Here is a 15,651-nt window from a genome sequence, read left to right as displayed (position 1 = left end):
AAGCCGGTCGAGTCGCGGGGTCGCATCGGTTCAGAGGGTCAGGCCGAACGCCTTCTCGAACAGAACGGCCGTGAACTCGCGGTCGACGGCGAGCTCGTGCCCGTCGAGCTCGCACACGGGGGCGATGAGCCTGCCGCTCGAGAGCAGCCAGAGTCCATCCGACGCGGCGAGGCGTTCGGGCTCGATGAGCGCCTCGGCCGTGGCGTACCCGAGTCGGCCGAGGGCGTCGAAGACGGCGGCCTGGGTGGTTCCGGCGAGGATGCCGAGGTCGGTGCGCGGGGTGAGGAACGCGTCGCCCTCCCGCACCACGACGGTCGAGGTCGGGCCCTCGAGCACGATGCCGTCGCTCGAGACGAAGATGACGTCGTCGGCCCCTCGGCGGGCGGCCTCACGCAAGGCCGCCTTGTTCACGGCGTACGACAGGGTCTTGGCCCCCTGCAGCAGCCACGGGGCGGTCTGCGCGATGTCGTGCCGGTAGCCGCGGTCGAGCGTGACCACGCGGATGCCGTCGCGACGACTCGCCCCGTGGTCTGGGCCGGTGAGCACCTGCACCCAGCCGCTCGCCGCATCCGCCCCCTCGATGCCGCGGCTGTAGAGCAGCTTCACGAGCAGCTCGGGTGCCGGTTGGTGCGCGGCGACGCCCGCCCGGGCGGCGGCTTCGAACGCGGCGAGGTCGGGCCGCGGCAGGTCGAGCATCGCCGCGGAGTGCGCGAGCCGCGCCAGGTGCCGCTCGAGCTCGACGAACCTGCCTTCGAGAACTCCGATCGACTCGAACACCCCGTCGCCCCGCGTCACGGCGAGGTCGTCGACCCGGATGCGCGCCTCGGCCTGCGACAGCACCTCCGGTTCGCGCGAGCCCGCCGGCGCGGCGGCGACCGGGGAGTCGGGCGACGCGGCGGCGTGCTCGAGCACGATGACCAGATCGTCGCCGTCGCTGCCAGGGGTGGAACGGGTGGGCATGCGAGTCCTCTCGGGGCCGGGCGAGCGGTGCGGATGCAGTGGCCGCGCCACGACAAGTCTCCCGCATTCGCCTGACGAACCCCCGCGCACCGCCGGTACCGGGTCGCCACGGCCCGCGACGCGACCGAGGCGCAGAACGGTGCGGCGCCCTGCTCGGGCGCCGATCGAGGACCCTCTAGCCGGCGCGCGCCACCGAGCGCAGCGCGGCGAGCGACTCGGCAGCGAGGGCTTCGACGGAGTCGATGCCGTGGCGGGTGAGCGCCAGGTTGCGGGCGGCGTGCAGCACGCCGCGGGCGGCGAGTTCGCGCCGGGCGGGCTCGAGGGTCTCGATGTCGCTGGCCTTGGCGAAGCCGACGATGCGGCGGATGGCCTTCGCCGCCGCGAAGACGGCGGCATCGTCGCGGATGCCGGCGAGCAGGTGCTCCAGCACCTCGTCGCCCCACACCCGCGGATCGAGGCGGGTCGGCCAGAGCCCGCGGTACTCGGCCTCGAAGGCGGCCCAGAGCCGGCCGGGCAGGCTCAGCACGAGCTCGGCCCGTTCGTGCTCACCGAGCACCGTCGCGCGTGCCGCCGCGAGGATGAGGTTCGCCCACAGCGCTCCGAGGTCGAAGCCGGTCGGACCCACGAAGCCGAACTCGCTGTCGAACGCGCGAACCGACCGCCCGCCGGCGGGTGCATCCGTACCGGCACCGTCCCGGGCATCCGTCGCTGTGTCCGCCCCCGCATTCCTCACGAAGACCGACCCGGTGTGCAGGTCGCCGTGGATGAGCGACTGCGCCGTGGTCATGAACCTCAGCTTCGCCAGCCCCATCTCGCGCACCAGGGCGCGATCGGCCCGGAGCGCCGCCACGTCGGCCTCGTTTCCCGGGAGCACGGCGTTGTGCTCGTGCTCGACGTAGGGCTCGGTGAACACGAGGTCTTCGGTGATCTGCGCGAGCTCGGGGTTGACCGCGCGCGCCGCGAGCCGCTTGTGCTCGAGCGGATCGAGCCCAAGGGGCGAGGTCGCGAACGCGGTGCGGGCGACGTACCGCCCGAGTTCGTCGGCGGCGTAGGCGTGAACCCGACCCTCGTTGAGTTCGTTGCGCCACACCCGGTGGTCGGAGAGGTTCTCGATCGCCAGCACGTAGTGCCGGGCGTCGAAGTCGAAGAACGCCGGCACGTGCTCAGGGTCTGCCTCGACGTGCGCACCGAGCACGGTGGCCTCGCGCGCCGAGCGCTCCCTCGTCATGGGCCACGACGGGTCGGTGCGCACGTGCGGCAGCGACTGCTTCAGTACGACCGAGGCGCCGTCGGCGTCGGTGATGACGAACACCAGGTTGAGGTTGCCGTCGCCCACCTCGCGCACGGCGGCGATGCGCGAGGCGTCGATGCGCTCGGCCAGCGCGGGGCGTGACAGGAGGTAGGCGGCGACGGTGTCGGTGCTGAGCTGGGAGAAGTCGGTCATCGGGGCTCCAGGCTACGACGTCGAGGTGGTCGACCCCGCCGTTACGACGGTGCGGCGGCGCGAGAAGGTGAAGCTGAACAGCAGGGCGATGAGCAGCACGATGCCCTTGCCGAAGTCTTGCATGTAGTAGGGCAGCCCGAGCATGGTGAAGCCGTTCACCATCACCGCGATGAGCACGGCGCCGAGCGCGGTGCCCCAGGCGTTGGGCCGCCCGATGCCGAGCACCGACACACCCACCAGGGCCACGGCGACGGCGTCGAGCAGCAGCGAGTTGCCGGCGCTCACGTCGCCCTGGCCGATGCGGGCGGCGAGCAGGAGGCCGGCGATCGAGGCGAGCAGACCGCATCCCATGTAGGCGGCGGTGCGGTACCACTGCACGCGGATGCCCGCGAGCCTCGCCGCTTCGGCGTTCGCTCCGACCGCGAACAGCGCCCGCCCCCAACGCGTGCGCTCGAGCAGGAACCAGAGCAGCACGGTGAGCAGGAGGAACAGCAGCACCGGCACGGGCACCGGACCGATCGACCCGCGGTCGAGCCAGAGGAAGTCGGCGGTGAACTTGCCGGGCGCGGTGGTGCCGTTCGACAGGGTCATCTGCGACGAGATCGACTTGCCGTCGACGATGATGAGCTTGAGGCCGACGATGACGAACATCGTGGTGAGGGTGGCGAGCAGATCGGGGATGCGCGCGACCACGATGAGGAAGGCGTTCAGCGCTCCGATCAGCAGCCCGCACACGAGCACCACCGAGACGGCGACGCCGCCGACCTGGTTGCCGATGACCATGGTCCAGGCGGCGATCGACACGGCGAAGCCCGCGGAGGCGCCCACCGAGAGGTCGATACCGCCCACGGTCATGGCGAGCATCACCCCGAGCCCCGCGATCGCCGTCGGCGCGATGAACTTCAGCATGCCGAAGACGTTGTCGACGGTGCGGAAGTTGGGCTCGGTGGCGAGGAAGTAGACCAGGAGCGCCACCGTCACGCCGACGAAACCCCACTTCACGATGAAGGCGGAGGTGCGTTCGGCGGCGGAGCGGGTGGTGAGGGCGCCGGGGCTAGACATGCGGCTGCCTTTCGGGAGGGCTGTCGGGATGGTCAGGATGCGCGGTGCCGAGGAACGCACCGATGACGTCGGAGCGGTCGACCTCGTCGGCGTAGCGGTCGAGTGCGATCTCTCCCGCCACCAGGACGACGATGCGGTCGGCGACCTCGAAGATCTCGTCGACGTCGCTGGAGAGCACGACGGCGGCGGCGCCGGCTGCGGCGAGGGAACCCAGCCGAGCGCCGATCTCGCGGCGCGCGGCGATGTCGACACCGCGGAAGGGTTCGTCGAGCAGTGCGAGTCGCGGGCGGGCGGAGAGCCAGCGGCCCACCACCACCTTCTGCTGGTTGCCGCCCGAGAGGTCGTCGATCGAGGCGTCGGGCCCGCTCGTCACCACTCCGAGCTCGTCGATGACGCCGGCGGCGCGCTCGCGTTCTCGGCGGCGGCTCACGAGCCCCAGCACGCTCGAGGCGCGTAGGAAGGGCAGTGTCACGTTCTGCTCGAGCGACCACCCGGAGAGGATTCCCTGGCGCTGGCGATCTTCGGGCACGAGCACGACTCCCGCGGCGATGGCGTCTCCGGGGCGCTTCGGCGCGTAAGGGGCGCCGCCGAGCTGCAGGGACCCCGACAGCGGGGTGGCGAGCCCGCCGAGCAGCTCGGCGATCTCGGTCTTGCCCGCGCCGATGAGGCCGAGCACGCCGAGCACCTCGCCCGACCTGACGTCGAGGTCGACGGGCGCCGACTCGGGGAAGAGCGTCACCCGCTCGAGCCGGGCGACGACCTCGGTGCCGCGGCTGGTCGCACCCCGGTCGTGGTCGAGCTCGGTCGCGCGGCCGAGCATGTCGTGGAGGATGTCGTGCCAGGCGAACGGCCGAGCCGAGTCGCTCTGCACCCTGCCGTCGCGCAGCACCACAACGCGGTCGGCGAGCGCCTCGATCTCACCGAAGCGGTGGGAGACGTAGACGATGGAGAGGCCGGTCGCGCGCAGCGCCCTGAGCACCTCGAACAGCCGCTCGGCCTCCGCCGCGGTGAGCGCGGAGGTGGGCTCGTCGAGGATGAGGAGTCGGGGCCTCCCCCGCAGCGCGCGGGCGAGCACGAGCAGCTGCGCGTCGGAGATGGCAAGGCGTGCCGCATCGTGGTGGAGCACGCTGTCTGACCAGTCGTGGCCGAGGGTGGCGAGGGCCGCCCTGGCATCGGCGAGCGCGGAGCGCGAGTTGCGGAACGGCTGCCGCGAGGCGCGGGCCAGGTCGTCGAGTGTGAGGTTCTCGGCCACCGAGAGGCCCGGAACGATGCCGTCGGCGACCTTCTGGTGCACCGCAGAGATGCCGAGCTGCCTCGCCTGTACGGGCGAGGAGAGGTGCACGGCAACGCCTGCGACGCTGATCTGACCGGTGTAACGCGAGTTGGCGCCCGAGACGGCCTTGATGAGCGTCGACTTGCCTGCGCCGTTGGCGCCGAGGAGCGCGGTGATCTCACCCGCCCGGAACTCGAGGTCGACGTCGCTCAGCACCAGGTTCGAGCCGTAGGCCACGGACACGCCGACGAGGGACACGACGCCGTCGGCGCCATGCCCCTCGACCGGTGCGGGAGAAGCGTTCGTCATTCGGAGACTGCGGGCAGCCAATCGGTGACGAGGGTGTCGGAGAGCTCGAGCGAGGGCTCCGCGGCGCGCAGCTGGGCGACGTTCGTCACCTGGTTGTCGGCGAGGAACTGCTGGGTGATGGTCTTCGCCGGGAACTGCACGTCGGTCTCGTCGAGCTCGCCGGCGAGGCTAAGGGCCAGGGCCCGCACGACACCGGCGCCCACGGCGGCGGGGTCGGTGGCCGAGGTGGCGACCCAGGGGCTGCCGTCGGCGGTCATGACCTCGATGTCGGCGTTCGAGATGTCGATGCCGTAGACCTTCACCTTGTCTTGCAGGTTGTTCTGGATGACCGCCTGCGCCGTGCCCTTGGTGATCTCGTCGTAGGGAGCGAAGATCGCCTGCACGTCGGGGTTCTGCTTGAGCGCGGCGTCGACGAGCGGGATGTTGTCGGTCGCCGTCGACTCGCTCACCTTGCCGGTGGAGAACACGACGTCGAGGTCATTCTCGGCGACGTAGTCGTTCCACACCGCGGCGCGGCGGTCGAGTGCGGCGAAGCCCTCGGCCGAGACGTAGCCGACCTTCGCACCCTTGCCGACGTCGGCGACGAGCTGGTCGAGCACCCCGGAGGCCATCGACTCGTCGGACTGGCTCGAGGTGATGACACCCTCGGAGTCGGTGAGGGCGAGGTCGTAGACGATGATCGGGATGCCGGCCTGCACGGCCTCGGTGATGAGCGGCTGCAGGGTGTCGGTCTGGCCGTGGTCGACGATGATGGCGTCGGGCTTGGACGCGATGGCCTGCTCGAGGTCGCTGGCGTGCTTCGCGTTGTCGTTGCGCGCATCCGTCACCTGGAGGTCGATGTTGGCGAACGCCGCCTGGGCCTCGGCGCCGGCGCCCCAGGCCTCGAAGTAGTCGCCGGCACCGCTCTGGCGCACCAGCGAGACCTTGAGCGGCTCGCCGTCGAAGGGGGCGGGGAGGGCCGCGGAGGCGGTGGGGGCTGCGGCGGTCGAGGTGCCCGACTCGGTGCTGCTGCTCGACTGCGAGCAGGCGGTGAGCCCCAGCACGCTCGCGGCGACGAGCGCGGTGAGGACGACGCTTTTTCGGGTGATGGCCATGATGGCTCCTTGTGCTTCGGGATCGCGGTGCTCGGTGATCGATGTGATTCGGGATCGTGCGGGGGTCGGCGAACCGACAGAGCTGTGACTGCACTGGAGATTCAAGCGGCTCTGCGTGGCGTGGAACGAATCGTGTTTCCCTCTGTTACTTTCCGAGGCCCTCGGGGGAGCTGTGCAGGAGCCGAGGTCTAGCATGGATGCATGACCCTGCTGACCGTGTGGAACGACAACGACCCCTCGACTCCCGTGCTCCAGACCCGTGACTTCGACACGATCCGCGACGTGCTCGCCGGGCTGAACGCCCGCTTCAGCCGGTGGGAGCTCAAGGAGCTGACGCCCGAGGCCACGCAGGAGGAAGTGCTCGCGAAGTACCGCGACGAGATCGACGCGGTGAACGCCGAGCACGGCTACACGCTCGTCGACGTGGTCACCCTCACTCGCGCCGACACCGACGAGTACCGCGAGCAGGCCGAGGTGGCGCGCAGCAAGTTCCTCAACGAGCACCGCCACGACGACGACGAAGACCGCTTCTTCGCCCGCGGCTCGGGGGTGTTCTACCTGCACGCCGACGGCAAGGTGCACGCCGTGTTCTGCGAGGCCGGCGACCTGCTCTCCGTGCCGAAGGACACCACGCACTGGTTCGACATGGGCACCACCCCCGACTACGTCTCGGTGCGCTTCTTCCACGACGACGACGGCTGGGTCGGTCACTTCACCGGCAGCGACGTCGCGGCGAAGTTCGCCACCTACGACGAACTGGCCTCCGTCTCGGCCTGACGGGCCCCGGCGTCAGCCGAGCGTCGCGCCGAAGGCGAGCCCGAGCACGTACGTGACGGCGGCGGCGCCGAAGCCGATGGCGAGCTGACGGAGGGCGCGGCGCAGCGGCGGGCCGCCGGAGAGCAGCCCGACCACGGCCCCGGTCGCGAGCAGTGCTATGCCCACGAGGGCAGCGGCGATCGCGACGGCGACCAGTCCGCTGAGGCCGAAGATATAGGGCAGCACCGGGATGATCGCGCCTGACGCGAAGAAGCAGAACGACGAGATAGCGGCCTGCCAGGCCGTGCCGATCTCCTCGTGCTCGTCGGTGTCGGTGCCGCGCGCATCCGTCGACTCGATCTCGGGTGCCGTGATGCCCGCATCGCCCACCCGTTGGATGCGGATGGCCGAGGTCGTGGTGGTGAGACCGCCGAACACGTCGGCGGCCTTGGCCTCGGCGTCGGCCTCGCTCATGCCGCGCGCCCGGTAGACGAGGGCGAGCTCGTTGGCATCGACGTCGAGGCGGGGCACCGCGGTGTGGGCGTCGGGGTCGGGGGTCGAGGCGGCGAGCAGCTCGCGCTGCGAGCGCACCGACACGAACTCGCCCGCACCCATCGAGAGGGCGCCGGCGAGCAGGCCCGCGATGCCGCTGGCGAGCACCACCGACTGCGAGACCCCGGTGGCGCTCATGCCGAGCACGAGAGCCAGGTTCGACACGAGCCCGTCGTTGGCGCCGAAGACGGCGGCGCGGAAGGTGCCCGAGAGCCTGCTGCGACCGCGGGCGGCGAGGCTGCGCACGACCTCGCCGTGGATGCGCTCGTCGGCGGCCATGGCAGGCGTCGCGTCGGCGTCGCCCTCGTAGGGGGAGCGGGCCTCGGCGCGTTGCATGAGGGCGAGCACGAACACCGATCCGAAGCGCTTGGCGAGCACGCCCAGGGCGCGGGAGCGCAGGTCGGCCTTGCGGGGCTTGCCGACGTCGTCGCCGAGCAGCTCGATCCAGTGGTTCTGGTGGCGCACCTCGGCCTCGGCGAGCCCCTCGAGGATCTCACGCTCCGCCCCCGTGCGCCGCTGCGCGAGCTCGCGGTACACCTTGGCCTCCGCCCGCTCGTCGGCGAGGTACTGCCGCCACCGTCTCAGCTCCGCCGGAGTAGCCATGCTCCCATCCTCCCACCCCGCGCCTGCGTGACCTCACCTATGGCCCCCACCACGTTCTTACGGACAAAGTCCGTGAAGAACTCGGTTATCACGGACTTTGTCCGCAAGAACGTCGGGCGGGTGGCGGGTGGCCGGTCGGGGAGTGGCGAGGCCGCCGGGTGCCGATCAGCTGTAGCCGCTGGGGGTGGGGTAGGCGCCGGTGAGGGCGTGGTCGCCGACCTCCTGCGCCTTGTAGGCGACGGGGTCGTGGAGGGTGATGGTGCGGGCGTTGCGCCAGAAGCGGTCGAAGCCGTACGACTCCCCGGTGGCGCGGGCCCCGGTGAGCTCGAACAGGCGCGAGGTGACGTCGAGCACGGTCTTCGTGGTGACGACCTTGCCCGCCGCGATCTCGACGGCGACCTCGCCGCGCTCAGCGTCGCCGAGTTCCCACCGCTGCTCGGCGGCCGCGGCGAGCAGCTCGGTGCCGCGCCAGGTGAGGGCGTCGGCGGCCCGGGTGGCTGCGGTGAGCTCGCCGAGGAGCTCACGGATGTAGGGGTCGTCGACAGCACGCTCGACACCGCTGGTCGACCAGGGCCTCGTGGTGGTGCGCACGTACTCCGCTGCGGTGGCGAGCGCCCCTTCGGCGATGCCGACGTGGAGGTGGTTCATGGCCAGCTGGAACAGCAGGATCGACAGTGACGCGAACGGCTTGTACCGCGGCCCCGCCTGCTCGCCGAAGCCGAGCACGTGGGCGTCGGGCACGAAGGCGCCCTCGAACGACACCGATCCCGATGCCGACAGACGCTGCCCGATGTTGCTCCAGTCGTCGTGGTGCACGACCCCGGGCTGCGTGGAGTCGATGATGATGGCGAGCTTCTCGCCGGTGTCGACCCGGGTGCCGCTGGCTGTCACCCGATCGGAGACCTGAGCCCCTGTGGCGAAGAACTTGCGCCCGGCGACGGTGAAGCCGCCGGGCGCCGGCGTGAGCTGCAGGCCGGCGTCGCGCGGGTTGCCGGCGCCGCCCCAGAACAGGTGCTCGGCGGCGAGCTGTCGCTGCAGCGCCTCGATGACACCCTGGTTCTCGTTGAGCTGCAGCCGCCATGAGTTCACGAAGTGGTAGGCGAACACGTGCCCGAGCCCGCCGTCGACCCGGATGACGGGGCGGAGCGCCCGGAACACGGTGACCCAGTCGAGCCCGCCGCCCCCGAGCTCCCGTGGCACGAGGGCGGGGAGGATGCCGGTGGCGCGCAGGCGCGCCACCTCGTCGAACGGCGCCGTGCCCTCGCGCTCACGCAGGGCGATGCTCGGCGCGAGCTCCTCCGCCAGCAGGGCGAGCGCGTCGATCGCCGCCGCGGGCTCGTCGATGACGTGGATGCCCTCACCGACCTCGTCGCCCTCGCCGACGCCGGGCGCGCTCGCGCCCCGGGATACCGAGCCTGTCATCGACTCACTCCGCCCAGGGCGTGCGGTTCCACACCCGCACCACCTGGTTGCCGTGCTCGAAGCCGAGCACGCTCACGCTCGCCGTGTCGAGGGCGAAGTGCTCCCCGCCGCTCACTGGCAGCCCCGCCCAGGTGGCGGCAAGGGTGCGCAGGAAGTGACCGTGCGAGAACACCAGCACGTCGTCGCCTTGGTTGAGCACCCGCCGCACCCGGCGGATGACCGCCTCGTCGCGCCGCAGCAGGTCGGCGACCTCCTCGCCCCGCCCCTCGGCGTCGATCTCGACCCCGTTGCGCCACAGGTTCCACTCCTCGCCGAAGCGCTCCGAGACCTGGGCGCTGGTGAGCCCCTCGTAGGCCCCGTAGTCCCACTCGGTGAGGTCGGGGTCGACCTGCGCCTGCTCGCCGAAGCCCGCGAGCTCGGCGGTGTGCACCGAGCGGCGCAGCGGACTCGTCAGCACCAGCCCGAACCGGCGCCCCGCGAGCACGCGCCCGACCGCGCGGGCCTGCTCGATGCCGCGCTCGGTGAGCGGGATGTCGGTGCGGCCGGTGTGCTGGCCGCTGAGGCTCCACTCCGTCTCGCCGTGCCTGACCAGCACGACGCTCGGGGCGGCGCTGGCGGTGCTGCTCTGGGTCATGCCTCCAGGGTATCGGCCGTCACCGACGACCGAGGCGCTGACGAAACACCTGTGCAACGGGAAGAAACGTGGGCGCAATGTGGAGAAGTCAGGATGGCTCCATGAAGCTCCTCGTCGTGAACGCCGTGATCCTCCCGATGGCCGACGGACAGGACTGGTTCAAGGGCTGGCTCTCGGTTTCCGACGACGGCCGAATCGCGGGGATGGGCGAGGGCGAGGCACCCGCAGAGCTGCTCGCCGAGGCCCGCGCGAGCGAGGCCGACGTGCTGCTCGACGCCGACGGCGCCTTCGTCGCCCCCGGCTTCGTCTCCGCGCACAGCCACATCTTCACCAGCGGGATGCGCGGCATGACCCCCGGCGACAACCTCTACGGCTGGGTGGGGGAGCAGAGCGTCTTCATCTCGGGCGCCGACGCCGACGACATCTACTGGTTCACCCTTCAGGGCTGCCTCGACTTCCTCGGCAACGGCGTCACCTCGGTCTACAACTTCACCGATTCACGGGTGGTGGGGAAGTACGACCCCGACACCGACGCCCGCGACCTCTACGACATCCGCCCGGAGGAGTACCTCTTCAAGCAGTTCGAGGCGGCGCGCGACGCCGGCATCCGCACCATGAACGCCATCCGCGTCGACAGCGAATTCCAGCCCGCCGATGAGGCCCTCGAGGTCTTCGACCGTGCCGTCGCGCACCTGAAGGCCGAGGTGCCGGCCGAGCTCGACCTCGGCGCGTCGGTGTTCGGCGCGGTGCAGTGGTCGGCGTCGGCGCAGACCGCGCGCGACGAGGTGACGGCGATGGATGCGCACGGCATCGGCAACCAGGCCCACTTCCTCGAGACCAGCGAGGCGCTCGACCAGCAGCGCGAGAAGTTCCGTTGGTACGAGGAGGCGGGTGCCCTCCGGCCCGGCTTCCTGTTCGGGCACTTCGTGCATCCCGACAGCTACATGTCGCGGGTCGCCGCCGAGAAGGGCGCCGGCATGGTCTGGCAGCCCACTTCGAACGGCAGGCTCGGCTCGGGGGTCGCCGACATCCCGCGCTACCGCCAGCTCGGGATGCCGATCGGAGTCGGCCTCGACGACCAGAGCTGCACCGACGTCTCCGATCCCTTCCAGAACATGCGCATCGGGGCCTACACGCAACGCGCCGTGAATCAGGACGCCTCGATCGTCATGCCGCGCGAGATGCTCCGGATGCACACCCTGGGCTCCGCAGAGGCCCTCGGCCCGCAGGTGGCCGAGCGGGTCGGCTCGCTCGAGGTCGGCAAGCACGCCGACCTGCTCGTCGTCGACCCCCGCTCTCCCGAGACCGGTCCGGTGTGGGACGTCGTCGCCCACTACGTCTTCGCGATGAGCCTCCGCAACCTCAAGAAGGTCTACGTGGGCGGCGAGCTGGTCTCCGAGAACGGCGAGTCGACGCATCCGCTCGCCGTTCGGGCCTCGGCCGAGCTGCACTCCCGCACCCGTGCCGTCGCCGCCCGCACCGCGCCCCGCTCCACCGAGCGCCTCGCCTGGTAACCCCCCCCACAAACTTCTCGCGACTCGCCGGAATCCGGGTCGACATCCCGAAGGATGCCCGGATTGTGGCGAGTCGCGAGGAGGAAGAGGGGCCGATTGCCTAGAGGGTGATGAGGCCCGAGGTCTTCTGGCGGGCGGCGTCGAGGCGGGCTGCGACGTTCTCCCAGTTGGCGATGTTCCAGACGGCCTTGATGTAGTCGGCGCGCACGTTGAGGTAGTCGAGGTAGTAGGCGTGCTCCCAGACGTCGAGCATGAACAGGGGCACGACGCCGGCGGGGATGTTGCCCTGCTGGTCGAAGAGCTGGAACAGGGACAGGTTGCCGCCGATGACGTCGTAGCCGAGCACGGCCCAGCCGGAGCCCTGCACGCCGAGGGCGACGGCGGTGAACGCTGCCTGGAACTTCTCGAACGAGCCGAAGCGGTCGTCGATGGCGGCTTTGAGTTCGCCTTCGGGGGTCTGAGTGGTAGGGGTGAGGTTGGTCCAGAAGATCGAGTGGTTGACGTGGCCGCCGAGGTTGAAGGCGAGGTCCTTCTCGAGCTTGTTCACGTTCGCGAGGTTGCCGGTCTCGCTGGCTTCGGTCAGTGCGGCGAGGGCGGTGTTCGCGCCGGCGACGTAGGTGGCGTGGTGCTTGTCGTGGTGCAGCTGCATGATCTTGCCCGAGATGTGGGGCTCGAGCGCGGCGTAGTCGTAGGGAAGGTCGGGCAGCGTGTACTCAGTCATGGAATCCACGTTAGAACCTCGAGTACCGTTGAGGTCAAGGAGGTCGCAGCTCATGCCCAGCGTCGATCCGGCCCGCAGTCTGCTGGCCATCGGCGAGCTCGCAGCTCGCAGCGGCATCTCGGTGTCGGCGCTGCGCTTCTACGAGCAGCACGGGCTGATCTCCTCCGAGCGCACGGCGGGCAACCAGCGCCGGTACCGCCGGGAGGTGCTGCGCCGGGTGGCGTTCATCCGCACCTCGCAGCGAGTGGGCATGACCCTCGCCGACATCAGGGCGGCGCTCGAGTCGCTGCCCGACGGGCGCACCCCCACGCGCGCCGACTGGGCCCGTATCTCGGCGGACTGGGGCAGCCGCCTCGACGCGCGCATCGCCGACCTGCAGCACCTGCGCGGCGAACTCGACGGATGCATCGGCTGCGGCTGCCTCAGCCTCACCACCTGCGCGCTCCGCAACCCCGACGACGTGCTCGGCGCCTCCGGCCCTGGCGCGGTGCGCTGGTCGATCGACTGAGCCCTCGCTAGGGTTCGAGCATGGCCACCACCGTCGTGTCGATCGCCGAGCCAGAGCTCGCCGCCTACCTCGCCCACGCCAACGCCGAGTACCTCGTCGAACGAATGAGGGCCGGTGACTCCCGCGAGTACGCCGAGCAGCGGGTCGCCGAGTCGAACGAGCAGTACTTCCCCGGCGGCCGGCCCGCTGCGGGCCATCAGGTGCTGCGGGTGGTTCACGACGGCGACCCCGTCGGGTGGCTGTGGCTCGGACCGATGTCGGCCGAGCATCCGTTCGACTGGTGGGTGTTCGACGTCGAGATCGACGAGCAGCACCGCGGCAAGGGTCTCGGGCGCGCGGCGATGCTGCTGGCCGAGGAGGTGGCTCGCGAGGCCGGTGCGGTGAAGCTCGGGCTCAACGTGTTCGGGCACAACACGGTGGCGCAGCGTCTGTACTCCACACTGGGCTACGAGGTGACGGCCATCAACATGTCCAAACAACTCTGAGCGGTCGGATGATGGGCAGGCGGATGCTGCGCTCGCTAGTGTGAGGCGATGAGCAAGCACTCCACATCGACCTCGCCCTGGAGCGACCGTCTGCGGGCGAAGACGCCCGTCGAGCTGGCGAGCCTGGCCACCGGAGCGACCCCAGGCATCACCGACAAGGACGCCGCCGAGGAAGTGTTCGCCGGCACCGCCCGCTCGCTCGCGAAGCAGCAGGAGCAGCTGTTCGCCGCCAGCCTGTTCGGCGGTGAGCATGCGGTGCTCCTGGTGCTCCAGGGCATGGACACGGCGGGCAAGGGCGGCGTGGTGAAGCGGGTGGCCGGCCCGATGGACCCGCAGGGCCTCGCCCACCACGCCTTCAAGAAGCCGACCGAGGAGGAGCTCGCGCATCCGTTCCTCTGGCGGGTCGAGAAGCGGCTCCCGGCGCCGGGGTTCATCGGGGTGTTCGATCGCTCGCACTACGAAGACGTGCTCGTGCCGCGCGTGCACGGGCTGGTCGCTCCCGAAGAGCTCGAGTCGCGCTACGAGCAGATCAACGAGTTCGAGAAGAAGCTCGTCGAGTCGGGAACCACCATCGTGAAGGCCTTCCTGCACCTCGGGGTCGACGAGCAGAAGAACCGGCTGCTCCGGCGCCTCGAACGCAGCGACAAGCACTGGAAGTTCAGCACCGCCGACGTCGACGACCGTGCGCTCTGGCCGTCGTTCCAAGACGCCTACGAGGTGGCCATCGACCGCACGAGCACCGAGCACGCGCCGTGGCACATCGTGCCGGCCGACCACAAGTGGTACTCGGCGCTGGCCGTGCAGCAGCTGCTCGCCGAGGCGATCGGCGCACTCGAGCTCGGCTGGCCTGCTCCCGACTACGACATCGACGAGCAGCGGGCGCGCCTGCTCTCGACGTGAGCGCGCCTGCACCGGCCCGACTGCACCGGCTCCCGACCGGTGCCGGGCCCGTAGCGTCAGCCCTGCCGCGTCGTCGCGCTGAGCGACTCGAGCACCGCGTCGAGGCCGGCCAGCCCCGGCGACGCGGCGATGTCGCGCCCGATGCGGGCGCTGGCCTCCCGGTAGCCCGGGCGGGCGAGCACCTCGCGCACCGCGGAGGCCACCGCTTCGGCGCTCGGCGTGCTGGTGCGCAGGTTCACGCCGACGCCCGACCAGGCGACGCGGGCCGTGACCTCGATCTTGTCCTCCGTGGTTCCCGCGACGACGAGCGGCACGCCGTGCTCCATGGCGTAGTGCACCCCGCCGTAGCCGCCGTTCGTGACGAGCACCGAGGTGAGGGGCAGCAGCTTGTCGTAGGGCAGGTACGACGCCGCGCGCACGTTGGCGGGCAGCGGATGCGGCAGCGTCTCGACCGCCCGGCCCCCGGTGCTCACCACCACGAGCACGTCGTCGTGGGCGAGCCCGGCGATGGCCGGAGCGACGAGCTCGTTCCAGTCGCGATTGGCCACCGTGCCCTGGGTGACGTGCACCACCGGCCGCGACCCGTCGAGTTCGCCCCACCACTCGGGCAGGGAGGTCGTCGACGGCGCGGTGCGGGCCAGCGGCCCGACGAAGTGCACCTTCTCGGGCAGGTCGCTGCGGGGGTACTCGAACGAGGGCACCGTGAACTGCACGATGGCGTCGGCCTGCGCGGGCGTGCTCATGAAGAAGGTCTCGAGCTCGTGCCCGGTGGTGGCCCGCATCATCCGCTTCGCTGCCTTCTGCACCGGGGCGAACACGATCTTCTGTGACACGAACGCGAGCAGGCGGTTGCGCACGCGGCCCGCGAGACCGGCCCGGGGCGGGATGCCGAGGCCGAACGGCGCGGTGTCGACGCTGTCGAGCGCGAGCGGCACGATGCCGAGGTTCACCACGGGCGGCCTTGCCCCGAGTGGGCGGTCGAGCAGGGGGAGCGATCCGAGGAACAGGCTCTCGAGCAGGATCGCGTCGACGGGCTCGGCAGCCAGCGCCTCATCGATCGCGGCGAGCTGCGCCGGCGCCGGCCTGAGGAAGATCGTGGCCAGGTCGAACCGGATGCCGGCCGGCCCCGACAGCCCCGCACGCTCGGGGAACGAGGCGTTCATGTCGCTGTCGTCGTAGTCGGCCTCGGCGGGCAACTGAAGGAAGACAGTGCCGGTCGACTCGACGGATGCGCGGTAGCGGGCCCCGGTGAGCAAGCGCACCCGGTGCCCGCGGCCGACCAGATGCCGCGCCACGGCGAGCAGCGGAGTGACGTGCCCGTGCACCGGTGTGCTGCAAAGAAGATAAGACGACATGGCCCCCACCTCGTGTTCGTGCCCTAAACTCGGCTATACCGAAGTAGTATTCACTACAC

The 15,651-nt window shown here is 70.8% G+C and carries 15 protein-coding genes; 5 read left to right on the top strand and 10 right to left on the bottom strand.

Features of this window, described 5'->3' with window-relative positions; all coding sequences use genetic code 11:
• Positions 1-30 precede the first annotated feature (30 nt).
• The 5 genes from ABFY20_RS17290 to ABFY20_RS17270 all read right to left on the bottom strand — a co-directional run bounded on the left by ABFY20_RS17290 (position 31) and on the right by ABFY20_RS17270 (position 6,142).
• Entirely contained in the window at positions 31-960 is a 930-nt protein-coding gene (locus ABFY20_RS17290) for an aminodeoxychorismate lyase (RefSeq protein ID WP_368497442.1), read from the bottom strand.
• A gap of 175 nt (positions 961-1,135) precedes the next feature.
• On the bottom strand, positions 1,136-2,404 hold the full coding sequence (locus ABFY20_RS17285; protein WP_368497441.1) for an S-methyl-5-thioribose kinase: 1,269 nt from the start codon (positions 2,402-2,404) through the stop codon (positions 1,136-1,138).
• A gap of 12 nt (positions 2,405-2,416) precedes the next feature.
• Positions 2,417-3,466 carry an ABC transporter permease gene (locus ABFY20_RS17280; protein ID WP_368497440.1) on the bottom strand — a complete coding sequence of 350 codons (1,050 nt, stop codon included), beginning with the start codon at positions 3,464-3,466 and terminating at the stop codon, positions 2,417-2,419.
• Positions 3,459-5,048 (bottom strand): sugar ABC transporter ATP-binding protein, encoded by a 1,590-nt coding sequence (locus tag ABFY20_RS17275; protein WP_368497439.1) that lies wholly within the window; start codon positions 5,046-5,048, stop codon positions 3,459-3,461. Before ABFY20_RS17275 ends, ABFY20_RS17280 begins: the two co-directional genes overlap by 8 nt.
• Positions 5,045-6,142 carry a substrate-binding domain-containing protein gene (locus ABFY20_RS17270; protein ID WP_368497438.1) on the bottom strand — a complete coding sequence of 366 codons (1,098 nt, stop codon included), beginning with the start codon at positions 6,140-6,142 and terminating at the stop codon, positions 5,045-5,047. The genes ABFY20_RS17275 and ABFY20_RS17270 overlap by 4 nt, the downstream gene beginning before the upstream one ends.
• A gap of 201 nt (positions 6,143-6,343) precedes the next feature.
• Here ABFY20_RS17270 and ABFY20_RS17265 point away from each other — a divergent pair, with 201 nt between their 5' ends.
• Positions 6,344-6,919: an acireductone dioxygenase gene (locus ABFY20_RS17265; RefSeq protein WP_368497437.1), complete on the top strand. Its 576-nt coding sequence runs from the start codon at positions 6,344-6,346 to the stop codon at positions 6,917-6,919.
• Between the two features lie 12 nt (positions 6,920-6,931).
• On the opposite strand, the gene ABFY20_RS17260 is transcribed toward ABFY20_RS17265, so the two are convergent.
• The 3 genes from ABFY20_RS17260 to ABFY20_RS17250 all read right to left on the bottom strand — a co-directional run bounded on the left by ABFY20_RS17260 (position 6,932) and on the right by ABFY20_RS17250 (position 10,109).
• A complete protein-coding gene (locus ABFY20_RS17260) occupies positions 6,932-8,053 on the bottom strand; it encodes a VIT1/CCC1 transporter family protein (protein WP_368497436.1) in 1,122 nt (373 codons plus the stop codon).
• Between the two features lie 165 nt (positions 8,054-8,218).
• Positions 8,219-9,475 carry an acyl-CoA dehydrogenase family protein gene (locus ABFY20_RS17255; RefSeq protein WP_368497435.1) on the bottom strand — a complete coding sequence of 419 codons (1,257 nt, stop codon included), beginning with the start codon at positions 9,473-9,475 and terminating at the stop codon, positions 8,219-8,221.
• A gap of 4 nt (positions 9,476-9,479) precedes the next feature.
• Complete coding sequence (locus tag ABFY20_RS17250) at positions 9,480-10,109, bottom strand: histidine phosphatase family protein (protein ID WP_368497434.1); 630 nt, start codon at positions 10,107-10,109, stop codon at positions 9,480-9,482.
• A gap of 101 nt (positions 10,110-10,210) precedes the next feature.
• Between ABFY20_RS17250 and ABFY20_RS17245 the strand changes: the two genes are divergently transcribed.
• The gene (locus ABFY20_RS17245; RefSeq protein ID WP_368497433.1) at positions 10,211-11,623 is read left to right on the top strand and encodes an amidohydrolase family protein; all 1,413 of its coding nucleotides are present in this window, start codon (positions 10,211-10,213) and stop codon (positions 11,621-11,623) included.
• 100 nt (positions 11,624-11,723) lie between these two features.
• Here ABFY20_RS17245 and ABFY20_RS17240 read toward each other — a convergent pair whose 3' ends face one another.
• Positions 11,724-12,344, bottom strand: a complete 621-nt coding sequence (locus ABFY20_RS17240) for a superoxide dismutase (protein ID WP_368497432.1) — start codon at positions 12,342-12,344, stop codon at positions 11,724-11,726.
• A 52-nt stretch (positions 12,345-12,396) separates the two neighbouring features.
• Between ABFY20_RS17240 and soxR the strand changes: the two genes are divergently transcribed.
• From soxR to ABFY20_RS17225, 3 genes are read left to right on the top strand one after another with little or no spacing between them, the layout of a single operon-like run.
• Complete coding sequence (gene soxR / locus ABFY20_RS17235) at positions 12,397-12,852, top strand: redox-sensitive transcriptional activator SoxR (RefSeq protein WP_368497431.1); 456 nt, start codon at positions 12,397-12,399, stop codon at positions 12,850-12,852.
• A gap of 20 nt (positions 12,853-12,872) precedes the next feature.
• Positions 12,873-13,337 (top strand): N-acetyltransferase family protein, encoded by a 465-nt coding sequence (locus ABFY20_RS17230; protein ID WP_368497430.1) that lies wholly within the window; start codon positions 12,873-12,875, stop codon positions 13,335-13,337.
• A 48-nt stretch (positions 13,338-13,385) separates the two neighbouring features.
• A complete protein-coding gene (locus ABFY20_RS17225; protein ID WP_368497429.1) occupies positions 13,386-14,237 on the top strand; it encodes a PPK2 family polyphosphate kinase in 852 nt (283 codons plus the stop codon).
• Between the two features lie 56 nt (positions 14,238-14,293).
• Here ABFY20_RS17225 and ABFY20_RS17220 read toward each other — a convergent pair whose 3' ends face one another.
• Positions 14,294-15,592 (bottom strand): glycosyltransferase, encoded by a 1,299-nt coding sequence (locus tag ABFY20_RS17220; protein WP_368497428.1) that lies wholly within the window; start codon positions 15,590-15,592, stop codon positions 14,294-14,296.
• Positions 15,593-15,651: the final 59 nt, after the last annotated feature.

Origin of the sequence: Herbiconiux sp. A18JL235 (assembly GCF_040939305.1) — a bacterium.
In the GTDB taxonomy this organism is placed as follows: Bacteria; Actinomycetota; Actinomycetes; order Actinomycetales; family Microbacteriaceae; genus Herbiconiux.
This window is presented reverse-complemented; position numbering and strand designations above follow the sequence as displayed.

What these genes read in the sequence shown, in the direction of transcription:
- ABFY20_RS17290 (WP_368497442.1), bottom strand. Translation starts at nt 960, where the DNA reads ATGCCCACCCGTTCCACCCCTGGCAGCGACGGCGACGATCTGGTCATC.
- ABFY20_RS17285 (WP_368497441.1), bottom strand. Translation starts at nt 2,404, where the DNA reads ATGACCGACTTCTCCCAGCTCAGCACCGACACCGTCGCCGCCTACCTC.
- ABFY20_RS17280 (WP_368497440.1), bottom strand. Translation starts at nt 3,466, where the DNA reads ATGTCTAGCCCCGGCGCCCTCACCACCCGCTCCGCCGCCGAACGCACC.
- ABFY20_RS17275 (WP_368497439.1), bottom strand. Translation starts at nt 5,048, where the DNA reads ATGACGAACGCTTCTCCCGCACCGGTCGAGGGGCATGGCGCCGACGGC.
- ABFY20_RS17270 (WP_368497438.1), bottom strand. Translation starts at nt 6,142, where the DNA reads ATGGCCATCACCCGAAAAAGCGTCGTCCTCACCGCGCTCGTCGCCGCG.
- ABFY20_RS17265 (WP_368497437.1), top strand. Translation starts at nt 6,344, where the DNA reads ATGACCCTGCTGACCGTGTGGAACGACAACGACCCCTCGACTCCCGTG.
- ABFY20_RS17260 (WP_368497436.1), bottom strand. Translation starts at nt 8,053, where the DNA reads ATGGCTACTCCGGCGGAGCTGAGACGGTGGCGGCAGTACCTCGCCGAC.
- ABFY20_RS17255 (WP_368497435.1), bottom strand. Translation starts at nt 9,475, where the DNA reads ATGACAGGCTCGGTATCCCGGGGCGCGAGCGCGCCCGGCGTCGGCGAG.
- ABFY20_RS17250 (WP_368497434.1), bottom strand. Translation starts at nt 10,109, where the DNA reads ATGACCCAGAGCAGCACCGCCAGCGCCGCCCCGAGCGTCGTGCTGGTC.
- ABFY20_RS17245 (WP_368497433.1), top strand. Translation starts at nt 10,211, where the DNA reads ATGAAGCTCCTCGTCGTGAACGCCGTGATCCTCCCGATGGCCGACGGA.
- ABFY20_RS17240 (WP_368497432.1), bottom strand. Translation starts at nt 12,344, where the DNA reads ATGACTGAGTACACGCTGCCCGACCTTCCCTACGACTACGCCGCGCTC.
- soxR (WP_368497431.1), top strand. Translation starts at nt 12,397, where the DNA reads ATGCCCAGCGTCGATCCGGCCCGCAGTCTGCTGGCCATCGGCGAGCTC.
- ABFY20_RS17230 (WP_368497430.1), top strand. Translation starts at nt 12,873, where the DNA reads ATGGCCACCACCGTCGTGTCGATCGCCGAGCCAGAGCTCGCCGCCTAC.
- ABFY20_RS17225 (WP_368497429.1), top strand. Translation starts at nt 13,386, where the DNA reads ATGAGCAAGCACTCCACATCGACCTCGCCCTGGAGCGACCGTCTGCGG.
- ABFY20_RS17220 (WP_368497428.1), bottom strand. Translation starts at nt 15,592, where the DNA reads ATGTCGTCTTATCTTCTTTGCAGCACACCGGTGCACGGGCACGTCACT.